Below are 19,589 nucleotides of genomic sequence, written 5' to 3'. Positions count from 1 at the left end.
AGCCGTTCGTTGATCGAGTAGCGAGCGCCAGCGAGCGTATCGAGATCCCGTCGTCAGCGATGTCGACCGGGTCTCGATACGCGCCGTCGCGGCGGCACGGGCCTGACGGCGCGCGTGTCGTAGCCGTTCGTTGATCGAGTAGCGAGCGCCAGCGAGCGTATCGAGATCCCGTCGTCAGCGATGTCGACCGGGTCTCGATACGCGCCGTCGCGACCTCCTTCGTCGGTCGCGGGCGCTACTCGACCTGCGTGAGCGACGCGGCGGCGAGCTCCGCTCGCCGCCGCTGCTCACGCAAACTCCAGTGCGGTGCAGCACCACCGCTCGTCGGCGGTCCGGACGAACCGGGCGGCCACCGCGCGCGAGCGGTCGCCGTACCGGACGTGCGCGCTGACCTCGACCCGGCCGCGGGCCAGGAAGCAGGCGTGCACGCCGACGACGCGGGGCCGGACGGGCTGCACGCGGCCCTGACCGGCCTGGTGCCGCCCGGCGCGCGCGACGAGCTGGGCGCGACGGTCGAGGTCCTGGAACACCTCGCGCGAGCTCCAGCGCAGCAGCTGGCTCACCGGCCGGTCGCCTCCGACGATCTCGACGGCAGCCTGCACGTACCGGCCCGCCCACTGCTCGAGGCCGTGGCGCAGCGGCGCCTCGATCGCGATCACGTCGGCGACCGGGTGGCGGCCGTACGCCGTCGTCTCGGGCGGGTCGAAGCGCGGCTGCAGGTCCAGGGCCAGCGTGCCCTGCACGGTGGCGACGGGTGCGGCGTGGTGGAGGGGGACGACGTTGTCGCTCATCGGTTCTCCTGGGGTCGAAGGGGGATCCGGAGCCGTTGGGCCGGCTGGATCAGGTCGGGGTCGGCGCCGACGACGGCGCGGTTGAGCGCGTAGATCTCGGGCCAGCGGTCCCCGGTGCCGAGGTGCTCGTCGGCGATCGACCACAGCGAGTCGCCGCGTCGAACCGTGACGACCGGGGCGGGTCGGAGATGCTGGAGGCGCTGCGCGCGCCGGTCATGCGCCGGCCCGTGCGGGCGGTCGGGCAGCGGCAGCCCGGCGATCGCGGTCGCCACCACCGAGGCTGCTGTCTGGGGCTGGTCGTGCCGGCCGCTGGTGGCGCCGGCGGGTGTGGCCAGCCCGGCCACGACGGCGAGGCCGCAGGCGGCCAGCAGGGCTCGCCGTACCCCCGCGGGGACGCCGCGCGTCTCCCAGCTGCCCCCACGCAGTGCCTCCAGCACGACCAGGCCGGTGACGCACCAGAGCCAGGCCGTCGTGGCCGAGCCGACGGTCGCGCACAGGCGCACCAGCGCGCCGTCGAACCCGGACGCGGGGGCGAGCGCCACCGGCGCCAGCCAGCCGACCAGCGCGACGGCGGCCGCGGTGGCGGTGAGCGCCACCGCGAGACAGCGGTGGACCGGAGCGTGCATCCCGAGAGCCAATCTATGCGTTTGCTTCGGTTTGCGTCAGACTGCGCTTCTTTACCCCGGCAGTCAACCGTTTCTCCACAACCCAGCCGGCGACGCGCGCACGGGGTATGACGCCGTAGCCGCGCACCGGTTCCGCCGTTGCTGGGGCATGAGACGTGTCCTGATCGCCGCCGTCGGGCTGGCGCTGGTGAACCTGGTCCCCGCGGCCCCGGCCGCGCAGGCGGCCGATCCGTGCGCCGCGTGGATGGACCCGCACGACTCGGCGGACCACCGGGCGAACGCCCTGGTCGCGGCGATGACGCAGGACCAGAAGCTCGGGATGCTGACGTTCAGCAACCCGCCCTGGTTCGCGTTCTACGGCACTGCCGGGCACGTCGACGGGATCCCGGCGCTGTGCGTACCGGACCTCGTCCTCAGCGACGCCGGATCCGGGGTGGCCGGGCTCCAGGTCGCGACCACGGTCTTCCCCTCCGGCGTCGCGCAGGCCTCGACGTGGGACCCCACGACCCAGCGCCGCCTGGGCCGTGCGATCGGCGAGGAGGCCTACGCCAAGGGCATCAACGTGATGCTCGGCCCGGGCATGAACATCGCGCGGACGCCGTACAACGGCCGCAACTTCGAGTACTTCGGGGAGGACCCCTACCTCGCCGCCAGCTCCGCCACGGCGTTCATCCGCGGCATCCAGGACAACCCCGTGCTGGCCAGTGCCAAGCACTACGCGTTCAACAACCAGGAGACCGACCGGATGACCGTCGACGTCCGGGTGGACGAGCGGACGCGTCGGGAGATCTACCTGCCGGCGTTCGAGGCCGCCGTGAAGAAGGCCGACGTCGGGTCCGTGATGTGCTCGTACAACCGGATCGGGGGGAACTACGCCTGCGAGAACCCGCGGATGCTGACCGGCTACCTGCGCAAGGACTGGGGCTTCGACGGGTTCGTCGAGTCCGACTGGGGCGCCACGCACTCGACGGCGCCGGCCGCGATGGCGGGCATGGACCTCGAGATGCACGCGTCGCCGCTGCCGCAGCAGTACTTCTCCGCGGACAACGTGCGGGCGGCCCTGGCCGACGGGTCGATGACGCGGGCCCGCGTGGACGACATGGTCCGCGACACCGTGCGGCCGATGTTCGAGCACGGCCTCTTCGACCACCCGGTCGCTCCCGGCGCCGCGCCGTACCTCAGCGACGTGTCGACGCCGCACACCGAGCTCGCGCGCCGGGCCGCCGCCGAGGCCACCGTGCTGCTGAAGAACCGCGACGACCTGCTGCCGTTCGGCACGGGCGGCGGGCACACGATCGCGGTCATCGGCTGGGCCGCGAACCCGGTCGGCGCCACGAGCTCGACGTCCGGCGGCGGCTCGTCACACGGCTCGGGCGTCGCGCGGCTGGTCTCCCCGCTCGAGGGCATCACGAGCGCCGCGCTCGCCCACGGCGACCGGGTCGTGTACGTCGAGGGCTCGAACGTCGCCGACGCGCGGGCCGCGGCCGCGGCCGCCGACGAGGTGGTCGTGGTCGCGACCGACGGCTCCACCGAGGGCAGCGACCGTCCGGACCTGGGCTTCCGCCCGGAGGTGTGCGTGTCGGTGGGCTGCTCGAGCATCCCCCTCGACCAGGAGGGCATGATCGCCGCCGCGACCGCCGCCAACCCGCGCACAGTGGTCGTGCTCGACGTCGGCGCGCCGGTGCGGATGCCGTGGCTCGCCGATGCGGGAGCGGTCCTGCTGCCCTGGTACGGCGGCCTCCAGCACGGCAACGCCCTGGCCGACGTCCTGTACGGCGACGCCGAGCCCGGCGGCCGGCTCCCGCAGACCTTCCCGAGGTCCGAGCAGCAGGCGAGCTTCGAGCCGGCGGCGTACCCCGGCGTCGACGGCAAGGAGACCTACGACGAGGGGCTGCTGGTCGGCTACCGCGGCTACGACGCCCGGGGGGAGCGACCGCTGTTCCCCTTCGGCTACGGGCTCGGCTACACGACCTTCGCCTTCCGAGACCTGTCGGTGCGCCGCGCCGGGGAGGGCGCCGACGCGACGCTCACGGTGCGCAACACCGGCGACCGGACCGGTGCGGCGGTCCCGCAGGTGTACGTCTCGTTCCCCCGGTCCGCGGGCGAGCCGCCGAAGCAGCTGAAGGGCTTCGACAAGGTCACCCTCGAGCCCGGCGCGACCCGGCGGGTCACGATCCACCTCGACCGGCGTGCGTTCGCGCACTGGCGCGGCGGCTGGGTCGTCACGCCGGGTGAATACGGGGTCGCGGTCGGCTCCTCCTCGCGGGACCTGCCGCTCCGCGCGCGGTTGACGATGCGCTGACGGGGCAGGCTGCCCGCATGTCCTGGGAGGAGGAGGTCTTCGCCCTCCTCGACGACCTCGAGCAGCAGGCGGAGGCGCTCTACGCCGCCGAGCGCGACGCGGACCTGGCCGACCGGAGCCGGTCGGCGTACCGCGAGGTGACGCTGGCGTCCCGGCTGATGGCGACGATCGGCGACGAGGTCCGCCTCGACGTGGCCGGGGTCGGTGCGGTCACCGGCGTGCTCGAGCGGGTGGGCGACGGCTGGTGCCTGGTCAGGGGGACCGCCCAGGACTGGGTCGTCAGCCTCCCTGCCGTCGGTGCCGTGGCCGGCGCGGCCGAGCGCTCGGTGCCCGAGGTCGCGTGGTCGCCGGTCGCGAGGCTGGGCCTCGGCTCGGCGCTGCGTCGGATCGCGGACACCGGCGAGCGGTGCGTGGTCCACCTGCGCGACGGGACGACGTACGACGGACCGCTGCGCCGGATAGGCGCCGACTTCGCCGAGGTGGCCGTGGCCGGTCGCACCGTGCTGGTCGCGTTCGGCGGGCTGGCGGCGGTGCAGTCGCGGGACTGACGGGTTGGTCCCGCTCAGGTCGCGTCGGCGTCGTACGGCGGGGCCTCGCCGGCGTCGAGCGGACGCTGGCCCCGGCGGGTCGGCCTCGGTGCCTCGTCCTCGTCCTCCTCCTGGAGGACCTCGGCGATGTGCCGCTTGACGATCTCGCGCGGGTCGAGGTCACGCAGCTCGAGGTCGGCGTACTCGGGCCCGAGCTCCGCGCGCAGCTCGTCGCGCGCGTTGTCCGCCATCCTGCGGACCTGGCGGACGATCTGGCCGGCCTGCCGGGCCAGGTCGGGGAGTCGGTCCGGGCCGAAGACGAAGATCGCGACGAAGGCGATGACGGCCAGCTCCGTCAGCCCGACTCCGAACACGGGCTAGAACTTACTGGTCGGCGTCAACCCGAGCTGGAGTCCGGCGAGGCCGCGGCCGCGGCCGGCGAGCTTCTCGGCGATCGCCGTCAGCACCTGCGCTCCCGGTGCGGTGGGGTCGGAGTCCACGATCGGCTTGCCGGAGTCGCCACCCTCGCGGAGCGAGGTGTCGATCGGGATCTGGCCGAGCACGGGTACGTCGTACCCGAACCGCGTCGACAGCGTCCCGGCCACCCGCTCGCCGCCGCCGGCGCCGAAGATCTCCAGGCGGTGGTCGGTGCCCTCGGCGGTGCAGTGCGGGCAGGGCAGGTAGCTCATGTTCTCGACGACGCCCACCACCCGCTGGTGCATCATCGAGGCCATCGTGCCGGCGCGCTCGGCGACCTCCGCCGCAGCCTCCTGCGGCGTGGTCACGACGACCACCTCCGCGCCGGGGAGGTGCTGGCCCAGCGAGATCGCGACGTCGCCGGTGCCCGGCGGCAGGTCGAGGAGGAGCACGTCGAGGTCACCCCAGTAGACGTCCGCGAGCATCTGCACCAGGGCACGATCGAGCATCGGGCCGCGCCAGGCGACGACCTGGTCGCGACGCGGCTTCAGCATCCCGATCGAGATGACCGAGACGCCTGACGGCGTCGGCACCGGCATGATCAGGTCGTCCACCTGGGTCGGACGGTGGTCGGCGACGCCGAGCATCGCCGGGACCGAGTGGCCGTAGATGTCCGCGTCGACGATGCCGACCTTGAGCCCCTGCTTGGCCATCGCGAGCGCGAGGTTCACGGTGACCGACGACTTGCCGACCCCGCCCTTGCCGCTGGCGATCGCGAACACCTTGGTGAGCGAACCCGGCTGGGCGAACGTGATCTCGCGCTGCGCCTGGCCGTTGCTGAGGATGTCCTTCAACCCGGCGCGCTGCTCGGCGGTCATCACGCCGAGGCTGAGGTCGACGCCGGTGATGCCGTCGACCCCGCCGACGGCCGCCGACACGTCGCGGTTGATGGTGTCCTTGAGCGGGCACCCCGCCACCGTCAGCAGCACGGTCAGGTGCGCGATGCCGGCGTCGTCGATCTCGACGGACTCGACCATGCCGAGCTCGGTGATCGGGCGCTTGATCTCGGGGTCGTTGACGGTCGCCAGCGCGGCGTTGACCCGCTCGAGAAGGGGGGTGCTCATGATCCCCGAGTCTACGTGGGCGTGTTCTCCGGATCGGCGTCGGCCGGGTGAGACTGGCCACGGTCCTCGGTGCGCTCGTCCAGGTCGGCCAGCAGGCTCCGCAGCTCGGACCGCAGGAAGTCGCGGGTCGCGACCTCGCCGACCGCCATCCGCAGCGACGCGACCTCGCGGGCCAGGAACTCCATGTCGGCGTGCGCGCGGGCGTCGGCCTGCCGGTCCTGCTCGGCGATCACCCGGTCGCGCGCCTCCTGCCGGTTCTGCGCCAGCAGGATCAGCGGGGCGGCGTACGACGCCTGGAGGCTGAGCATCAGGGTCAGGAAGATGAACGGGTAGTCGTCGAACCGGAGGTGGTCGGGCGCCGTGAAGTTCCAGACCACCCAGAACACGACGAAGAGCGTCATGTAGATGAGGAACTGCGCGGTGCCCATGAAGCGGGCGAACTGCTCGGCGAAGACCCCGAAGGTGTCGGAGTTGTACGACGGCCGCCGGACCAGCGGGGGACGGCGCAGGTCCTTCGGGGTGTCGAGGCGCGGCGTGCGGTCGCTCATCCCTCGACCCCCTGCCGCACGGCCCGGTCCCGCCAGCCCTCGGGCAGCATGTGGTCGAGCAGGTCGTCGACGGTGACCGCGCCGAGGAGATGGCCGGTGTCGTCGACCACGGGCGCGGCCACCAGGTTGTACGTCGCCAGGTGGGCCGCCACCTCGTCGATGGTGGCCTCGGGGCGCAGCGACTCCATCGAGTCGTCCAGGGCGCCGGCGACCAGGGTCGACGGTGGCTCGCGGAGCAGCCGCTGGATGTGCGCGACGCCGAGGAACTTGCCGGTCGGCGGCTCCAGCGGCTGCCGGCACACGTAGACGAGCGCGGCGAGCGCCGGCGTGAGCTCGGGGTTCCGCACGTGGGCGAGCGCGTCGGCGATGGTGGCGTCCGGCCCCAGGATCACCGGCTCCGGCGTCATCATGCCGCCGGCCGTCTCCTCGGCGTACGACATCAGCCGGCGGACGTCCTCGGCCTCCTCCGGCTCCATCAGCTCGAGCAGCGCCTCGGCGGTCTCCGGTGGCAGGTCCGCGATCAGGTCGGCGGCGTCGTCCGGCGACATCTCCTCGAGGATGTCGGCGGCGCGCTCGTTGTCGAGGTGCTCCAGGATGTCGACCTGGTCCTCCTCGGGGAGCTCCTCGAGCACGTCGGCCAGGCGCTCGTCGTCGAGCGCGGCCACGACGGCCGAGCGCCGCTCGAGCGGCAGGTCGTGGATCATGTTCGCGGCGTCCGCCGGACGCATCTCGTTGAGCGCGGCGATCAGGTGGGTGGCGCCCTGCGACTCGTCGCGGGCGGTGAGGCCCTCGACGTCGCGCCACTCGACGACGTGCGTCTGGCCGCGGCGGCGCAGCCCCTTCGTGGGCTCCTGGATCGCGACCCGGCTCAGCACCCAGTCGCGGTTGCGGGCCTGCTCCATCGCGACGTCGTACACCGTGCCGCTCACGCCGGTGATCGGGACCCGCACCGAGCGGTCGAGCATCTGGCTCATCACCAGCGTCTCGGTGGGCCGCTGCTCGAAGCGGCGCATGTTGAGCAGCCCGGTGGTGTACACGTGCCCGCTGTCGATGTTGGTCACCCTGGTCATCGGCACGAAGATCCGGCGCCGGCCGAACACCTCGGCCACCAGGCCGAGCACCCGGGGCTGGTGGACCTCGGACCGGACCGCCGCGACGACGTCCCGCACCTTGCCGACCTGGTCGCCCTGGGGGTCGAAGATGGGCAGCCCGACGAGACGGGCCGCGAAGACGCGGACGGGCGTGGTGCTCATCCGGGGTCCCGCCGGAAGCGTGGAGTGGAGGACCGAAGCGGGGGAGCTCCTCGCTTCCGTGGGGTGCGGCTCACGTCTGCACACGCTACCGGCCGGTGGCACCATGTCCTTCGTGCCACGCGTCGTGCTCCACGTCGGACTGCCCAAGACCGGCACGACGTACCTCCAGGGACTGCTCGCCGACCACCGCGACCGGCTGCGCGACGCGGGCGTCCTCTACCCGTTCGTCGGGCCGGGCGCGATGTTCCGTGGCGCCGTCGAGGTGCGGGGCAGTCACGCGAAGTTCGGCCTCACCGCCGGCGAGGTCGCCGGCAAGTGGGCCGCGGTCTGCGACCGGGCGCTGGCGCACGACGGCGTCGCCGTCATCAGCCATGAGGTCCTGGCCGGCGCGACGACCGAGCAGGTGCGTGCCGCGCTCGCGCCGCTGGCCGGCGCCGAGGTCCACGTGGTCGTCACCGCTCGCGACCTCGGCCGGCAGGCGACCGCGCACTGGCAGGAGGAGGTGAAGCTCGGCGCAACCTGGTCGTTCGCCGACTTCGAGCGGGACCAGCTGCGCGCCGACACCGGCCCCGACGAGGGACCGGACGCCGGGGGCGTCCGGCCGCACTTCTGGCACGCCCAGGACTTCGCCGACTGCCTGCGGCGGTGGTCGGTGGCGGTGCCGGCCGGCCGGGCGCACCTCGCCGTCGGGCCGGCGCCCGGCGCCGGGCCCGAGGTGCTGTGGCAGCGGTTCGCGGAGGCGTGCGGCTTCGACCCCGACGTCCTCGACGGACGCACGGCCCCGGTCAACCCGTCACTCGGTACCGCCGAGGTGGCCCTGCTCCGCGCCGTCAACGCGGCGCTCGCCGACCGGGTCGACCGGGCGACGTACCTGCGCGTCGTGAAGCGGGGGTACGCCGAGGGCGAGCTCGCCGCGCGGCCGGGTCCGCGGCCGCGCGCGCCGTACGAGCTGGGCGGCCTGCTGCGCGCGGTGACGGCGCGGTGGCTGGACGAGGTGCGGGCGGCCGGGCACCCGGTGCACGGTGACCCGGCGGACCTCGCCCCGGTGGTCGGTGCTCCGGAGGATCCGGGGCCGGACGACGCCACGCCGGCCGAGGATCCCGCCCAGGTGGTCCAGACCCTCCTGTCGCGCGGTTGAGCGCGCCCTGGCTCGGGTACGCTCACGACCACCTGGGCACACGGGAGGATCGGGACGCATGACCAAGCACGTCGGTCCCTCCGACCCCGCCGAGACGACCGGCGCCGCGGTCGCGACGATCGCGGTCGTGGGCGTGCTCGGGCTGGTCATCGCCGTGCTCGCGATCTTCCGGCCCGGTGGCGGAGCCGAGGACCCCGGCCCGAGCGCCGCGGACGTCGCGGTCGCGACCCGGGCGCCCACGCAGTCGGTCAGCGCCGGGCAGCGCATCCACGCGGCGCCGACGGTCAAGCCGCAGCGGGTCGGGAAGGTCGGCAAGGAGCTGCGCCGCAAGACGCAGAAGGTCGCGGCCCGGAAGCCCACGACGTTCCGCATCGGCACGTTCAACGTGCTCGGCGCGTCGCACACCAAGGCCGGCGGCAACAAGAAGGGCTGGGCACCGGCTCCGACCCGGATGTCCTGGGCGACCTCGATCGTCCAGGCGTCCGACGCGGACGTGATCGGCTTCCAGGAGTTCGAGAGTCCCCAGGTCAGCACGTTCCTCGCACGGACCGCCGGTGCCTGGGCGGTCTTCCCGGGCAACGCCGGCGACCCGCGCAACTCCATCGCCTGGCGCACGAGCGTCTGGGAGCTGGTCTCGAGCGCGACGGTGCCGATCCCGTACTTCCACGGCCAGACCGTCCAGATGCCGTACGTGCGGCTGCACAACATCGAGTCCGACCAGGACGTGTATTTCATCAACGTGCACAATCCGGCGACCACCGGCCGCTGGGGCAACAACGAGCGCTGGCGGGACGCGGCGACCGCCCGCGAGATCGCGCTGATCAACCAGCTGCACGCGCAGGACTTCCCGGTCGTGCTCACCGGGGACTTCAACGAGCGCGACGAGGTCTTCTGCAAGGTCACCGGCTCCGGGGCGATGGTCTCCGCGAGCGGCGGTGTCGCGTCCGGCGGGAGCTGCGTGCCGCCCTCGGGCATGGGCGTGGACTGGATCTTCGGCTCCAGCGTGATCCGGTTCAGCGACTACCTCGCCGAGCGGAACGGCCTCGTGCAGCGCGCCACCGACCACCCGTTCGTGGTCACCACGGCGATGATCCCGCCGCTCAGCGACCGCTGAACCCCGCGTTACAGCTGCGTCGCACCCGCGCGGGGGTTGTCACCCACGGGACAGATGTGACAATAGGTGCCCGTGAGCACTCTCGGACTCCTCCGCACCGCTGTCGTCTCCGCCGCCCTGGTCGCCGGCGCCCTCGCCCTGTCCGCGCCGGCGGACGCCGGGCCGGCCACCCAGCGGGTCGGCCACTACGTGCCGCCCGCGGGCGGCAACTTCAACAACCCGCTCGGCACGCCGACCCAGCAGCGCAAGCTGCTCCAGCAGGTGATCCGGACGGTGAACAGCGCGCCGGCCGGGTCGACCATCCGGATGGCCGTCTTCTCGTTCGGGGACGGGCCGACCGCGGACGCGCTGATCGCGGCCCACGACCGCGGTGTGAACGTGAAGCTGGTGTTCGCGGGGGAGAACGTCTACCCGGCGATGGCGCGGCTGCGCTCGGCCATCGGCACCGACACGAACGCGCCGTCGTTCGTGCGGATCTGCCAGAACAGCTGCCGCGGGGACGCGGGCCAGATGCACGCGAAGTACTTCTCGTTCAGCAGGGCCGGCACCGCGAGGTGGATCACGATGGTCGGCTCGGTGAACCTCACCCAGCACAACGCCCAGGACCAGTGGAACGACCTCTACACCCGCGTCGACGACCGGCCGTACTTCCGGGCCTACGGCCACTGGTTCGGCCAGCTCAAGGCGGACCAGCCGGTCGCGAAGCCGTACCTCCACAAGGCCGTCAGCGACACCGACATCCGAATCATGCCCGTCGACCTGCGCGCGGACACCGACCCGATCCTCGCCGCGCTCGACGACGTCCAGTGCGTGGTGACGACGAACGGCGGGGACGTCCACACCGGCGTCTACATCAGCACCCACGCGTGGAACGAGGACCGCGGCAAGGCGATCGCCTGGAAGGTCGCGGCGCTGCGCGGTGAGGGCTGCGACGTGAAGGTGTTCTACGGCACCGGCATGGGCGCCGCGGTGCGGTCGATCCTCGAGAACCACGACGTCGCGATGCGCAAGGGCGGCCACCAGGGCATCCGCACCCACCAGAAGGTGATGATCGTCTCGGGCGGGTACGACGGCGAGACGTCCACCGTGCGCGCCTGGACCGGCTCACAGAACTGGAGCACCCGGGCCACCCACCGCGACGACCTGATCGTGCGCATCGACGACCAGGCCGAGGCGACGACGTACGAGAAGCGGTTCCTGTGGATGTGGGACCACGGATAGACCCGGTTACGATCTCGCCCCATGAGGAGACCGTTCAGCCGAGCCCGCGTCTCCTCCGTCTCGGTCACGGCCGAGGGGATCGCCGCCCGTTCGCGACGTGAGGTCGTGCTCGACGTCGCGTTCGACGACCGCCGGATCTACTCGTTCTGGCTGCACCGCGACGGGACCCGCCGTCCCGACGGCACCCGCCTGGTGCCGTGGCCGCACGCCATCCGCAAGTTCCTCGACGGCACCACCCGCCTCACGCTGACCGTCCACGAGACCGGTCAGGTCGTGCACGACGCCGAGGTGCGCCTCGGCCAGGACGGTGCAGCAGGGGGCGCCGGCCGGATCGCGGTGGTGAACAAGGACGGCCAGCCGCTCAGCCTGGACAAGTCGCTGCGCCTGGTGCAGACCTTCGACAACCGCAGCGAGGAGAACGTCCGCCCGCTGCTCGACGCGATCGACCACGTGCTCGCCGGGCTGCAGGCCGCCGGCCTCGAGCCGTTCCTGGCCTACGGCACGCTGCTCGGCGCGGTCCGCAACGGCAAGCTGATCGGCCACGACAGCGACGCCGACCTCGGGTACGTCAGCGCGCACGAGCACCCGGTCGACGCGATCCGGGAGTCGTTCCGGGTGCAGCGGGCCCTGGTCGGGGCGGGCTACCGGATCACGCGCTACTCCGCGCTGGCGTTCAAGGTCGACGTCGTGGAGAGCGACGGCCACGTGCGCGGCCTCGACGTGTTCGGCGGCTTCATGCGCGACGGCCTCCTGCACCTGATGGGCGAGATCCGCACGCCGTTCCGGCGCGAGTGGGTGACCCCCCTCGGCCGCGCGACGCTGGAGGGCCGGGAGTTCCCGGTGCCGGCGGACACAGACCGGTTCCTCGCAGCGACGTACGGCAAGAGCTGGCGGGTGCCCGACCCGGCCTTCCACTTCGCGACCCCGGCGTCCACGCGCCGCCGCTTCGACGGCTGGTTCCGCGGCATCCGCACCGGCCGGCCGCAGTGGGACCGCTTCTACTCCAGGCGCCGGGTCCCCGGTGCGGAGCCGTCGGAGCTGGCCCGCTACGCCGCGCAGCGCGAGGACCCCGCGACCCCCGTCGTGGACCTGGGCTGCGGCACGGGCACGGATGTCCTCTGGTTCGCCCGGCGCGGTACGCCGGCGACGGGCCTGGACTTCGTGCGGCGGGCGTTCGAGGCGGCGGAGGAGGAGGCGGGCGTGGAGGACCTCGCGGCGAGGTTCCTCACCTGCAACTTCCTCGAGGCCCGGTCCGCGCTCGCCACCGGCGGGCTGGTCGGCGCCGAGACGGGCCCGCGGGTCGTGCTCGCCCGGCACCTCGCCGACAACGTCGACCGGCGGGCCCGGAGGAACGCCTGGCGTGCGGCGCGGATGATGTTGCACGACGGCGGCCGGCTGTACGTCGAGTTCCTCGTGCAGCGCGGGGACGGCGTCCTCGCCCGCCGCGAGCGGGCGAAGATCCGCAGGCCGGCGATCGTGGCGCGGGAGCTCCGCTCCGTCGGTGCCAGGATCGTCGAGCGGGAGACAGTGAAGATTCCGAGGGCAGGCCGCTCTGGCGGTTCGCCCACCAAGATCTGCCGGATGGTGGCGACATGGGAGTGAAGGACAAGGCGTTGGGCGTGGCCGGGCGGTTCAGGGCATCGGCGACCCACGACCTCCGCAAGCGGGTGGCGGCCCTCGAGGCCGAGGTGCAGGAGTGCCGCCAGCTGAACCTGCGGCTGGCCGAGCTCACCGACCTGGTGACGGACCTGCTCGTCCCGCTCGCCCGGAGTGACGAGGCGGGCATGCGCGAGGTGCTCGCGAAGTACCAAGAGAGCATCTGACGCACGTGGCGGAGCGGGTCTACCTCCACATCGGTCTGCCCAAGACCGGCACGACGTACCTCCAGGGCGTGCTGTGGGACAACCGCGACCTGGTCCGCCGCGACGGCGTGCTGCTGCCCGGCGACGGGCACCGCGAGCACCTCTGGGCGGCCCTCGACCTCCAGGGCCGCAAGAAGCTCGACCGGCGCGGCCCCCGCGCCAAGGGCGCCTGGGGCCGGCTCCGCGACGAGCTGGCGGCGTACGACGGCACCGGCCTGGTCACCCACGAGTTCTTCTGCGGCGCGTCCCGCGAGCAGGCCGAGCGGGCCGTCGCCGAGCTCGCGCCGGCCGAGGTGCACCTGGTCGTGACCGCCCGGCACACCGCCGGGATGCTCGCCGCCGGCTGGCAGGAGATGGTCAAGAACGGCGGCACGGAGCCGCTCGAGGACATTCCGCACCGGAAGGGCCGCGGCTCGGAGTTCAGCTGGCGCACCTGGGACCTGCACGGTGTCCTCAAGCGCTGGACCGGGACCGTGCCGCCGGGGCGGGTCCACGTCCTGCCGATGCCCGGCAAGGGCGAGCCGCCGGACCGGCACTGGCGCAACTTCGCCGGCGTGGTCGGCCTCGCCTCGGACTACCCGCTGCCGGACCGGGCGGCGAACCAGTCCCTGGGCGTCGTCCAGGTCGAGCTGCTGCGACGGGTGAACGCGCACCTGAAGGGCTTCGAGAACCCCACCGACCGCGGCCGGTGGATCCGTGGCTACCTCGCCGAGAAGCACCTGGTCGCGCAGCAGGGGGAGCGGTTCGGGCTCACCGACGACCTGCTCGCGGACTGCCGCCGCCGCAGCGAGGGGGCGGTGCGGATGATCCGCCGGAAGGGCTTCCACGTCGTGGGCGACGTCGAGTCCCTCCTGGTGCCCGACGACCTGCCCGCCCAGCGTCCCGTCTCGTCGGTCACCGACGCCGAGCTCGTCGATGCGGCCGGGGACCTGGTCGCTGTTATGCTCGCCGACGTTCGCGAGTTGTCTGGGGGCACGACCCGTCGTCGTGCGCGTCGTTCGGCGAGGACAGCACCCACCGCCTGAGCGGCTGCGTTCCCGGGTGTGCCGGCACGACGTCCCTTCCGGACACGGGAGAAGGGTTCGGATGTGGGTGTGAGGTCGAGGCTTCTCGTGGTGGCCGGCGTGATCGCGCTGGCGGCCCCGCTGATGGCGATCCCGGCGGCGCACGCTGGTGGCGGTGGCGGGACGACCACGCGGACCGGCGGGACGAAGCCCTGGAAGCCGACCACCGGTGGGTGGTTCAACGATCCCTGGGGCGACTCCGCGTCGCAGTTCCGGATCGAGCGGCAGATCGCGGACGCGATCCGGCACGCCCGCAAGGGCTCCTTCATCCGGATCGCGGTGTACTCCTTCGACCGCGTGAACATGGCGAAGCTGCTGATCAACGCCCACCACCGTGGCGTCCACGTGCAGGTCCTGCACAACGACCACCAGTACACGACCGCGATGAAGATGCTGAAGCACGACCTCGGCACCAACCGCGGCAAGAAGAGCTGGGACTACACCTGCAAGACCGGCTGCCGCAGCGAGCAGGGCGTGCTGCACGACAAGATCTACCTGTTCGAGCAGACCGGTGCTGCCCGGGACGTCGTGATGACGGGATCGGCCAACCTCACCGGCAACGCGACCCAGCACCAGTTCAACGACCTGCTCATCAAGAACGACGTCCCGCGGCTCTACGACCGACTCTTCTCGCTGTTCCGCGAGCTGAAGAAGGACAGGACCGCGAAGCCGCTCTACGAGCACGACGACCTCGGCGCGTTCGAGACTTGGGTGATGCCGCACCCGCACACCACCGAGGCGAACGACCCGGTCATGCAGATCCTGCGCCCCGTCCAGTGCCAGGGGGCGACAGACGGGACCGGGACCGCCGGCAGGACGAAGATCCGGGTCTCGATGCACGCCTGGAACGGCGCGCGCGGCACCTACATCGCCCGCCGGCTCCGCAACCTCTACGCGCAGGGGTGCGACGTCAAGGTGCTCTGGGCGCTCGGCGGCGCGGAGATGAAGAGGGTCATCGGCATGCAGACGCCGCGGGGCACCGTGCCGCGGCACACCGACAGCTACAACACCGACTGCGACGAGCTGCAGGAGGTCGACATGTACAGCCACCAGAAGTACCTGACGATCTCCGGCCACTACGGCGGCAACACGAGCACGTCGGACATCTTCACCGGGTCCAGCAACTACACCCACTCCGGGCTCGTCGGTGACGAGCTCATCCTGCGGGCCACGGGCTCCCACCTGGTCACCCAGTGGAACCGGAACTTCGACTTCATCTGGGACCACCGCTCCCGTCCGGTCGGCGGCAGCCCCGGCCCGAGCTTCGACCCGCCGCCGCCGGTGTGCCCGACCACGCCCGCGAAGCGGTCCGCGGGCGCCGAGGGGCTGGCGTACTCGGGACGCTTCTGGGAGGGCGACTGACGCGTGGCCGAGCGCGTGGTCCTGCACGTCGGGACGATGAAGTCCGGCACGACGTTCCTGCAGAACGTCCTGTCGAACAACGGCGACGCCCTGCGCGAGCAGGGGGTCAGCTTCGTCGGTCGCAAGTGGCGTGACCAGATCAAGGCCGCGCAGGACGTCATCGAGCGCGGCGGCGAGGAGCAGAAGCCGATCGCGGCCGACGGGCCGTGGGCGCGGATCGTCCGCGAGATCGAGGAGTGGCCGGGAACGGCGCTGTTCTCGGTGGAGTTCTTCGGTGCCCGCAAGGCCGCCAAGATCGAGCAGGTCGTCGCGGCGTTCGGTGACACCCCGCTGACCGTCGTCATCACGGCCCGCGACCTGGCCCGCCAGATCCCGAGCATGTGGCAGGAGTCGGTCCAGAACGGCGGCCGGGCGACCTGGCCGGACTACCTGGAGGCGGTCCGCGAGGAGCGCCGGGGCAACCCGTTCTGGCGCCAGCAGGGCGTCGCGACCTGGGCCAGGCGCTGGTCGGGCGTGGTCGGCACCGATAACGTCGTGCTCGTGACCGCGCCGCCGAAGGGCGCGCCGAGCAACCTGCTGTGGGACCGGTACGCCGGGGTCGCGGGCATCGATCCCGCCTCGTGCAGCCTCGAGGTCACCACCAACCCGTCGCTCGGCCTCGCCTCGACGCTGGTGCTCCGTGACCTCAACGAGGCGCTCGCCGACGACCCGCTGTCGCGCAACGCCTACCACTCCCGGGTCAAGCGGGTGCTCGCGAAGCAGGGGATGGCCCGGCACCGTCGCGACGAGCCGACGCTCGGCCTGGACGAGGCGTGGGTCTACGCGCGCTCGGAGAAGGAGATCGCGGCGCTGCGCGAGGTCGGCTGCCCGGTCGTGGGCGACCTGGCCGAGCTGACGTCGTACCCGGTCCCCGGCGTGCAGCCCTCCGACGTGCCGGTCGAGCAGCAGCTCGAGGCCGCCGTGCGTGGCCTGGCTCACGCGGTGCGCGATCTCACATGGGCCAGGGACGGCAAGAGGAAGTAAGTTACCGGCGAGTCACCTGTACGCCACGACGGAAGGACGCCGATGGGCCGGCTGTGCGAGACCGACGGACTGACCGACGACCAGCGCGAGATCCTCAAGGCGGTGCGCACGTTCGTGGAGGAGAAGATCCTCCCGGTCGCGACCGAGCTCGAGCACGCCGACGAGTACCCGCAGGAGATCGTCGACGGGCTCAAGGAGCTGGGCATCTTCGGGCTGATGATCCCCGAGGAGTACGACGGCCTGGGCGAGTCGCTGCTGACCTACGCGCTGTGCGTCGAGGAGATCGCCCGCGGCTGGATGAGCGTCTCGGGCGTGATCAACACCCACTTCATCGTGGCGTACATGATCATGCAGCACGGCACCGAGGAGCAGAAGAAGAAGTACCTGCCGGCGATGGCGGCGGGCGAGGTCCGCGGCGCGTTCTCGATGTCGGAGCCGGGGCTGGGCTCGGACGTGGCGGCGATCAAGACCAAGGCCGTCAGGGACGGTGACGACTACGTCATCGACGGCCAGAAGATGTGGCTGACCAACGGCGGCTCGTCGAACCTGATCGCGCTGCTGGTGCGCACCGACGAGGGTGCGGACTCGGTGTACCGCAACATGTCGACGTTCCTGGTGGAGAAGGAGACCGGCTTCGGCGAGGTCGCGCCGGGCCTGACCATCCCCGGCAAGATCGACAAGATGGGCTACAAGGGCGTCGACACCACCGAGGCGGTCTTCGAGGGCCACCGGGTCTCCGCGGACCAGCTCCTGGGGGGCGAGCCGGGCAAGGGCTTCTACCAGATGATGGACGGCGTCGAGGTCGGCCGCGTGAACGTCGCGGCCCGCGCCTGCGGTATCGGCCTGCGGGCCTTCGAGCTGGCCATCGCCTACGCGCAGCAGCGGGAGACGTTCGGCAAGCCGATCGCCGAGCACCAGGCGATCATGTTCCGGCTGGCGGAGATGGCGACCAAGGTCGAGGCCGCGCACGCGATGATGGTCCGCGCCGCCCGCCAGAAGGACACGGGCGAGCGCAACGACGTCGAGGCCGGCATGGCCAAGATGCTCGCCGCGGAGTACTGCAACGAGGTCGTCCAGGACTCCTTCCGGATCCACGGCGGCTACGGGTACTCCAAGGAGTACGAGATCGAGCGGCTCTACCGCGAGGCGGCGTTCATGCTGATCGGCGAGGGCACCTCCGACATCCAGAAGATGATCATCGGCCGCAGCCTGCTCAAGGACTACAAGCTGAAGGGCTGACGCGGCCGTAATGGGGCTTCTGTGACGGGAGTGACGTTAGAGTACTCCTGATCTCTCAGGAGGACCCATGCTGTCCGACGCTCGCTCCCGCCAGCGACTCACGGTCGTCGCCGCCCTGCTCCTCGGGATGGTGCTCGGCGCCGGTGCCCTGCGCATCTCCGGGATGGGCGGGTCCGGCGACGACTCCGCCCGCCTCGCCGACGGCGAGGTGACCGGCCCGACCCAGCTCACGATCAGCTCGCTGAACGCCCTCGGTGCGGACCACACCGCGTCCGGCGGCAACAAGCACGGCTGGGCGCCCGGTCCGGAGCGGATGAAGTGGCTGACCCAGGTGATCAAGGCCGAGGGCGTCGAGGTGATCGGGCTCCAGGAGTTCCAGTTCCCGCAGTACCAGGTCTGGGAGCAGGAGATGGGCACCAGCTGGGACACCTACCCCGGCACGGCCTGGGGCCGCAAGGGCATGCGCAACTCGGTCGCGTGGCGCTCCGACCAGTGGTCGATGGTCAGCGCCAGCTGGGAGAAGATCCCGTACTTCCACGGCACCATCCTCCGGATGCCGGTCGTGCTGCTCCAGAACATCGCCACGGGGCAGCAGGTCTACGTGTCGTCGTTCCACAACCCCGCCGACGCCCGCGGCCCGGCCGCGAAGTGGCGCAAGCAGGCCACCGACATCGAGATCGCGATGGTGAACCGGCTGCGCGCCGACACCGGGCTGCCGGTGTTCGTCACCGGGGACATGAACGAGCGGGACATCTACTTCTGCCGGATGACGGCAGGCACCGACATGATCGCGGCGAACGGCGGCGTCAACACCGGGAACGGCGGCCTCGGCGGCTGCTCACCGACGCGGCCGACGTACATCGACTGGATCTTCGGCTCCCCGGAGACGACGTTCACGAACTACCACGCGAACCGCGGGCCCAAGGTCCGGAAGTCGACGGACCACCCGATGATCGTCACGGAGGCGGAGCTGCCGCCGGTGCTGCCGACGGACTGCCCGACCACCTCGCCGACACCGACCACCACGGTCACCCCCACGCCGACGACGTCGCCGACCCCGAGACCGACCGGGTCGCCGTCGCCGAACGTGCCCTCGCCGTCGTCGTGAGGCCGTAGCGTCCGGACGGCGCCGCGTGCGATGGTGAGGCCATGACCGACTCGCAGCAGAACGACGACCTGAAGGCCAAGATGCGCGAGGCGCTGGATCGGAAGAACCAGAAGGAGAAGGGCGTCCACCAGGACGGCCCGGTGCGCGAGAAGGCGCACGGCTCCGAGGTGACCGGGGGAGCGGGGCCGAAGATGCACCGGCGCAAGGCGGGCGGCGGCGGCAGCTGACTGTGGGATAGCCCACGCGTCCGGCTGGTGCGCCCCATGGGCCGGCCGGGCAGAGTGGGCGCATGCAGTTCGGACGCAGCTACGAGGAGTTCGAGGTCGGCGCGACCTACCGGCACTGGCCCGGCAAGACGGTGACCGAGTACGACGACCACCTGTTCTGCCTGCTCACCATGAACCACCACCCGCTGCACCTCGACACCCACTACGCCGAGGAGACCACGCAGTTCGGGAGGAACGTGGTGGTCGGCAACTACGTCTACTCGATCCTGCTCGGCATGAGCGTCCCGGACATCTCGGGCAAGGCGATCGCCAACCTCGAGATCGAGTCGCTGCGGCACGTCGCCCCGACGTTCCACGGCGACACGCTGTACGGCGAGACCACCGTGCTCGACAAGTGGGAGAGCACCTCCAAGGACGACCGCGGCGTCGTCCACGTCGAGACCATCGGCTACAACCAGGACGGCAAGGTCGTCTGCATCTTCCGCCGCAAGGTGATGGTGCCGAAGCAGAGCTACCTCGAGGCCCGTGGCGGCGAGCAGCCCGGCCGCCCGGTGCCGCAGCCCGACAAGTTCTGGCCGGGGCCGGCGGCGGAGTAGCGCGCGTCGGTGGTCGAGGCGCCCCGCGCCGGATGAGCGGGTTCCCT

At 71.9% G+C, this 19,589-nt stretch carries 20 protein-coding genes; 14 read left to right on the top strand and 6 right to left on the bottom strand.

Annotation, left to right across the window (positions count from 1 at the left end; all coding sequences use genetic code 11):
• Nucleotides 1-287 precede the first annotated feature (287 nt).
• Together N538_RS27355 and N538_RS24720 are read right to left on the bottom strand one after the other, a co-directional pair.
• Nucleotides 288-791 carry an Rv3235 family protein gene (locus N538_RS27355; RefSeq protein WP_051549106.1) on the bottom strand — a complete coding sequence of 168 codons (504 nt, stop codon included), beginning with the start codon at nucleotides 789-791 and terminating at the stop codon, nucleotides 288-290.
• A complete protein-coding gene (locus N538_RS24720; RefSeq protein WP_081790394.1) occupies nucleotides 788-1,417 on the bottom strand; it encodes a LysM peptidoglycan-binding domain-containing protein in 630 nt (209 codons plus the stop codon). The genes N538_RS27355 and N538_RS24720 overlap by 4 nt, the downstream gene beginning before the upstream one ends.
• A gap of 148 nt (nucleotides 1,418-1,565) precedes the next feature.
• On the opposite strand from N538_RS24720, the gene N538_RS0109850 reads away from it, so the two are divergent.
• Together N538_RS0109850 and N538_RS0109845 are read left to right on the top strand one after the other, a co-directional pair.
• Nucleotides 1,566-3,719: a glycoside hydrolase family 3 C-terminal domain-containing protein gene (locus N538_RS0109850; protein ID WP_028637170.1), complete on the top strand. Its 2,154-nt coding sequence runs from the start codon at nucleotides 1,566-1,568 to the stop codon at nucleotides 3,717-3,719.
• Nucleotides 3,720-3,736: 17 nt separating this feature from the next.
• Nucleotides 3,737-4,267, top strand: coding sequence for a hypothetical protein (locus tag N538_RS0109845; RefSeq protein WP_028637169.1), 531 nt, complete (start codon nucleotides 3,737-3,739; stop codon nucleotides 4,265-4,267).
• Nucleotides 4,268-4,281: 14 nt separating this feature from the next.
• On the opposite strand, the gene N538_RS0109840 is transcribed toward N538_RS0109845, so the two are convergent.
• Genes N538_RS0109840 through N538_RS0109825 form a run of 4 tightly spaced genes read right to left on the bottom strand, consistent with a single transcriptional unit; the run spans nucleotide 4,282 to nucleotide 7,588 of the window.
• Nucleotides 4,282-4,620 carry a sec-independent translocase gene (locus tag N538_RS0109840; RefSeq protein ID WP_028637168.1) on the bottom strand — a complete coding sequence of 113 codons (339 nt, stop codon included), beginning with the start codon at nucleotides 4,618-4,620 and terminating at the stop codon, nucleotides 4,282-4,284.
• Nucleotides 4,621-4,623: 3 nt separating this feature from the next.
• Complete coding sequence (locus tag N538_RS0109835) at nucleotides 4,624-5,787, bottom strand: Mrp/NBP35 family ATP-binding protein (RefSeq protein ID WP_028637167.1); 1,164 nt, start codon at nucleotides 5,785-5,787, stop codon at nucleotides 4,624-4,626.
• An 11-nt stretch (nucleotides 5,788-5,798) separates the two neighbouring features.
• Nucleotides 5,799-6,335 (bottom strand): DUF1003 domain-containing protein, encoded by a 537-nt coding sequence (locus N538_RS24715; RefSeq protein WP_036570006.1) that lies wholly within the window; start codon nucleotides 6,333-6,335, stop codon nucleotides 5,799-5,801.
• Complete coding sequence (locus N538_RS0109825; RefSeq protein WP_028637166.1) at nucleotides 6,332-7,588, bottom strand: magnesium transporter MgtE N-terminal domain-containing protein; 1,257 nt, start codon at nucleotides 7,586-7,588, stop codon at nucleotides 6,332-6,334. The genes N538_RS24715 and N538_RS0109825 overlap by 4 nt, the downstream gene beginning before the upstream one ends.
• Nucleotides 7,589-7,700: 112 nt before the next feature.
• Here N538_RS0109825 and N538_RS24710 point away from each other — a divergent pair, with 112 nt between their 5' ends.
• The 12 genes from N538_RS24710 to N538_RS0109765 all read left to right on the top strand — a co-directional run bounded on the left by N538_RS24710 (nucleotide 7,701) and on the right by N538_RS0109765 (nucleotide 19,542).
• Nucleotides 7,701-8,726, top strand: coding sequence for a hypothetical protein (locus N538_RS24710; protein WP_155992036.1), 1,026 nt, complete (start codon nucleotides 7,701-7,703; stop codon nucleotides 8,724-8,726).
• Between the two features lie 58 nt (nucleotides 8,727-8,784).
• Nucleotides 8,785-9,840 (top strand): endonuclease/exonuclease/phosphatase family protein, encoded by a 1,056-nt coding sequence (locus N538_RS0109815; RefSeq protein WP_028637165.1) that lies wholly within the window; start codon nucleotides 8,785-8,787, stop codon nucleotides 9,838-9,840.
• Nucleotides 9,841-9,912: 72 nt separating this feature from the next.
• Nucleotides 9,913-11,061 carry a phospholipase D-like domain-containing protein gene (locus tag N538_RS0109810; protein ID WP_155992035.1) on the top strand — a complete coding sequence of 383 codons (1,149 nt, stop codon included), beginning with the start codon at nucleotides 9,913-9,915 and terminating at the stop codon, nucleotides 11,059-11,061.
• 21 nt (nucleotides 11,062-11,082) lie between these two features.
• On the top strand, nucleotides 11,083-12,663 hold the full coding sequence (locus N538_RS24705) for a class I SAM-dependent methyltransferase (protein WP_051549104.1): 1,581 nt from the start codon (nucleotides 11,083-11,085) through the stop codon (nucleotides 12,661-12,663).
• Nucleotides 12,654-12,884, top strand: a complete 231-nt coding sequence (locus N538_RS0109800) for a DUF6752 domain-containing protein (protein ID WP_028637163.1) — start codon at nucleotides 12,654-12,656, stop codon at nucleotides 12,882-12,884. The genes N538_RS24705 and N538_RS0109800 overlap by 10 nt, the downstream gene beginning before the upstream one ends.
• 5 nt (nucleotides 12,885-12,889) lie before the next feature.
• On the top strand, nucleotides 12,890-13,948 hold the full coding sequence (locus tag N538_RS24700) for a hypothetical protein (RefSeq protein WP_051549102.1): 1,059 nt from the start codon (nucleotides 12,890-12,892) through the stop codon (nucleotides 13,946-13,948).
• Nucleotides 13,949-14,017: 69 nt separating this feature from the next.
• Complete coding sequence (locus N538_RS0109790) at nucleotides 14,018-15,349, top strand: phospholipase D-like domain-containing protein (protein WP_231496185.1); 1,332 nt, start codon at nucleotides 14,018-14,020, stop codon at nucleotides 15,347-15,349.
• Nucleotides 15,350-15,352: 3 nt separating this feature from the next.
• Nucleotides 15,353-16,372, top strand: a complete 1,020-nt coding sequence (locus N538_RS0109785) for a hypothetical protein (protein ID WP_028637161.1) — start codon at nucleotides 15,353-15,355, stop codon at nucleotides 16,370-16,372.
• 42 nt (nucleotides 16,373-16,414) lie between these two features.
• Nucleotides 16,415-17,611 (top strand): acyl-CoA dehydrogenase family protein, encoded by a 1,197-nt coding sequence (locus tag N538_RS0109780; protein WP_028637160.1) that lies wholly within the window; start codon nucleotides 16,415-16,417, stop codon nucleotides 17,609-17,611.
• 67 nt (nucleotides 17,612-17,678) lie between these two features.
• The gene (locus N538_RS0109775) at nucleotides 17,679-18,719 is read left to right on the top strand and encodes an endonuclease/exonuclease/phosphatase family protein (protein ID WP_028637159.1); all 1,041 of its coding nucleotides are present in this window, start codon (nucleotides 17,679-17,681) and stop codon (nucleotides 18,717-18,719) included.
• Nucleotides 18,720-18,760: 41 nt separating this feature from the next.
• Entirely contained in the window at nucleotides 18,761-18,946 is a 186-nt protein-coding gene (locus N538_RS0109770; RefSeq protein WP_028637158.1) for a DUF5302 domain-containing protein, read from the top strand.
• A gap of 62 nt (nucleotides 18,947-19,008) precedes the next feature.
• Nucleotides 19,009-19,542 carry a MaoC family dehydratase gene (locus tag N538_RS0109765; protein WP_028637157.1) on the top strand — a complete coding sequence of 178 codons (534 nt, stop codon included), beginning with the start codon at nucleotides 19,009-19,011 and terminating at the stop codon, nucleotides 19,540-19,542.
• Nucleotides 19,543-19,589 lie beyond the last annotated feature (47 nt).

Origin of the sequence: Nocardioides sp. URHA0032 (assembly GCF_000620645.1) — a bacterium.
Lineage (GTDB): Bacteria > Actinomycetota > Actinomycetes > Propionibacteriales > Nocardioidaceae > Nocardioides.
The sequence above is the reverse complement of the archived record's forward strand: the minus strand, read 5'-3'. Positions and strand labels throughout refer to the sequence as shown.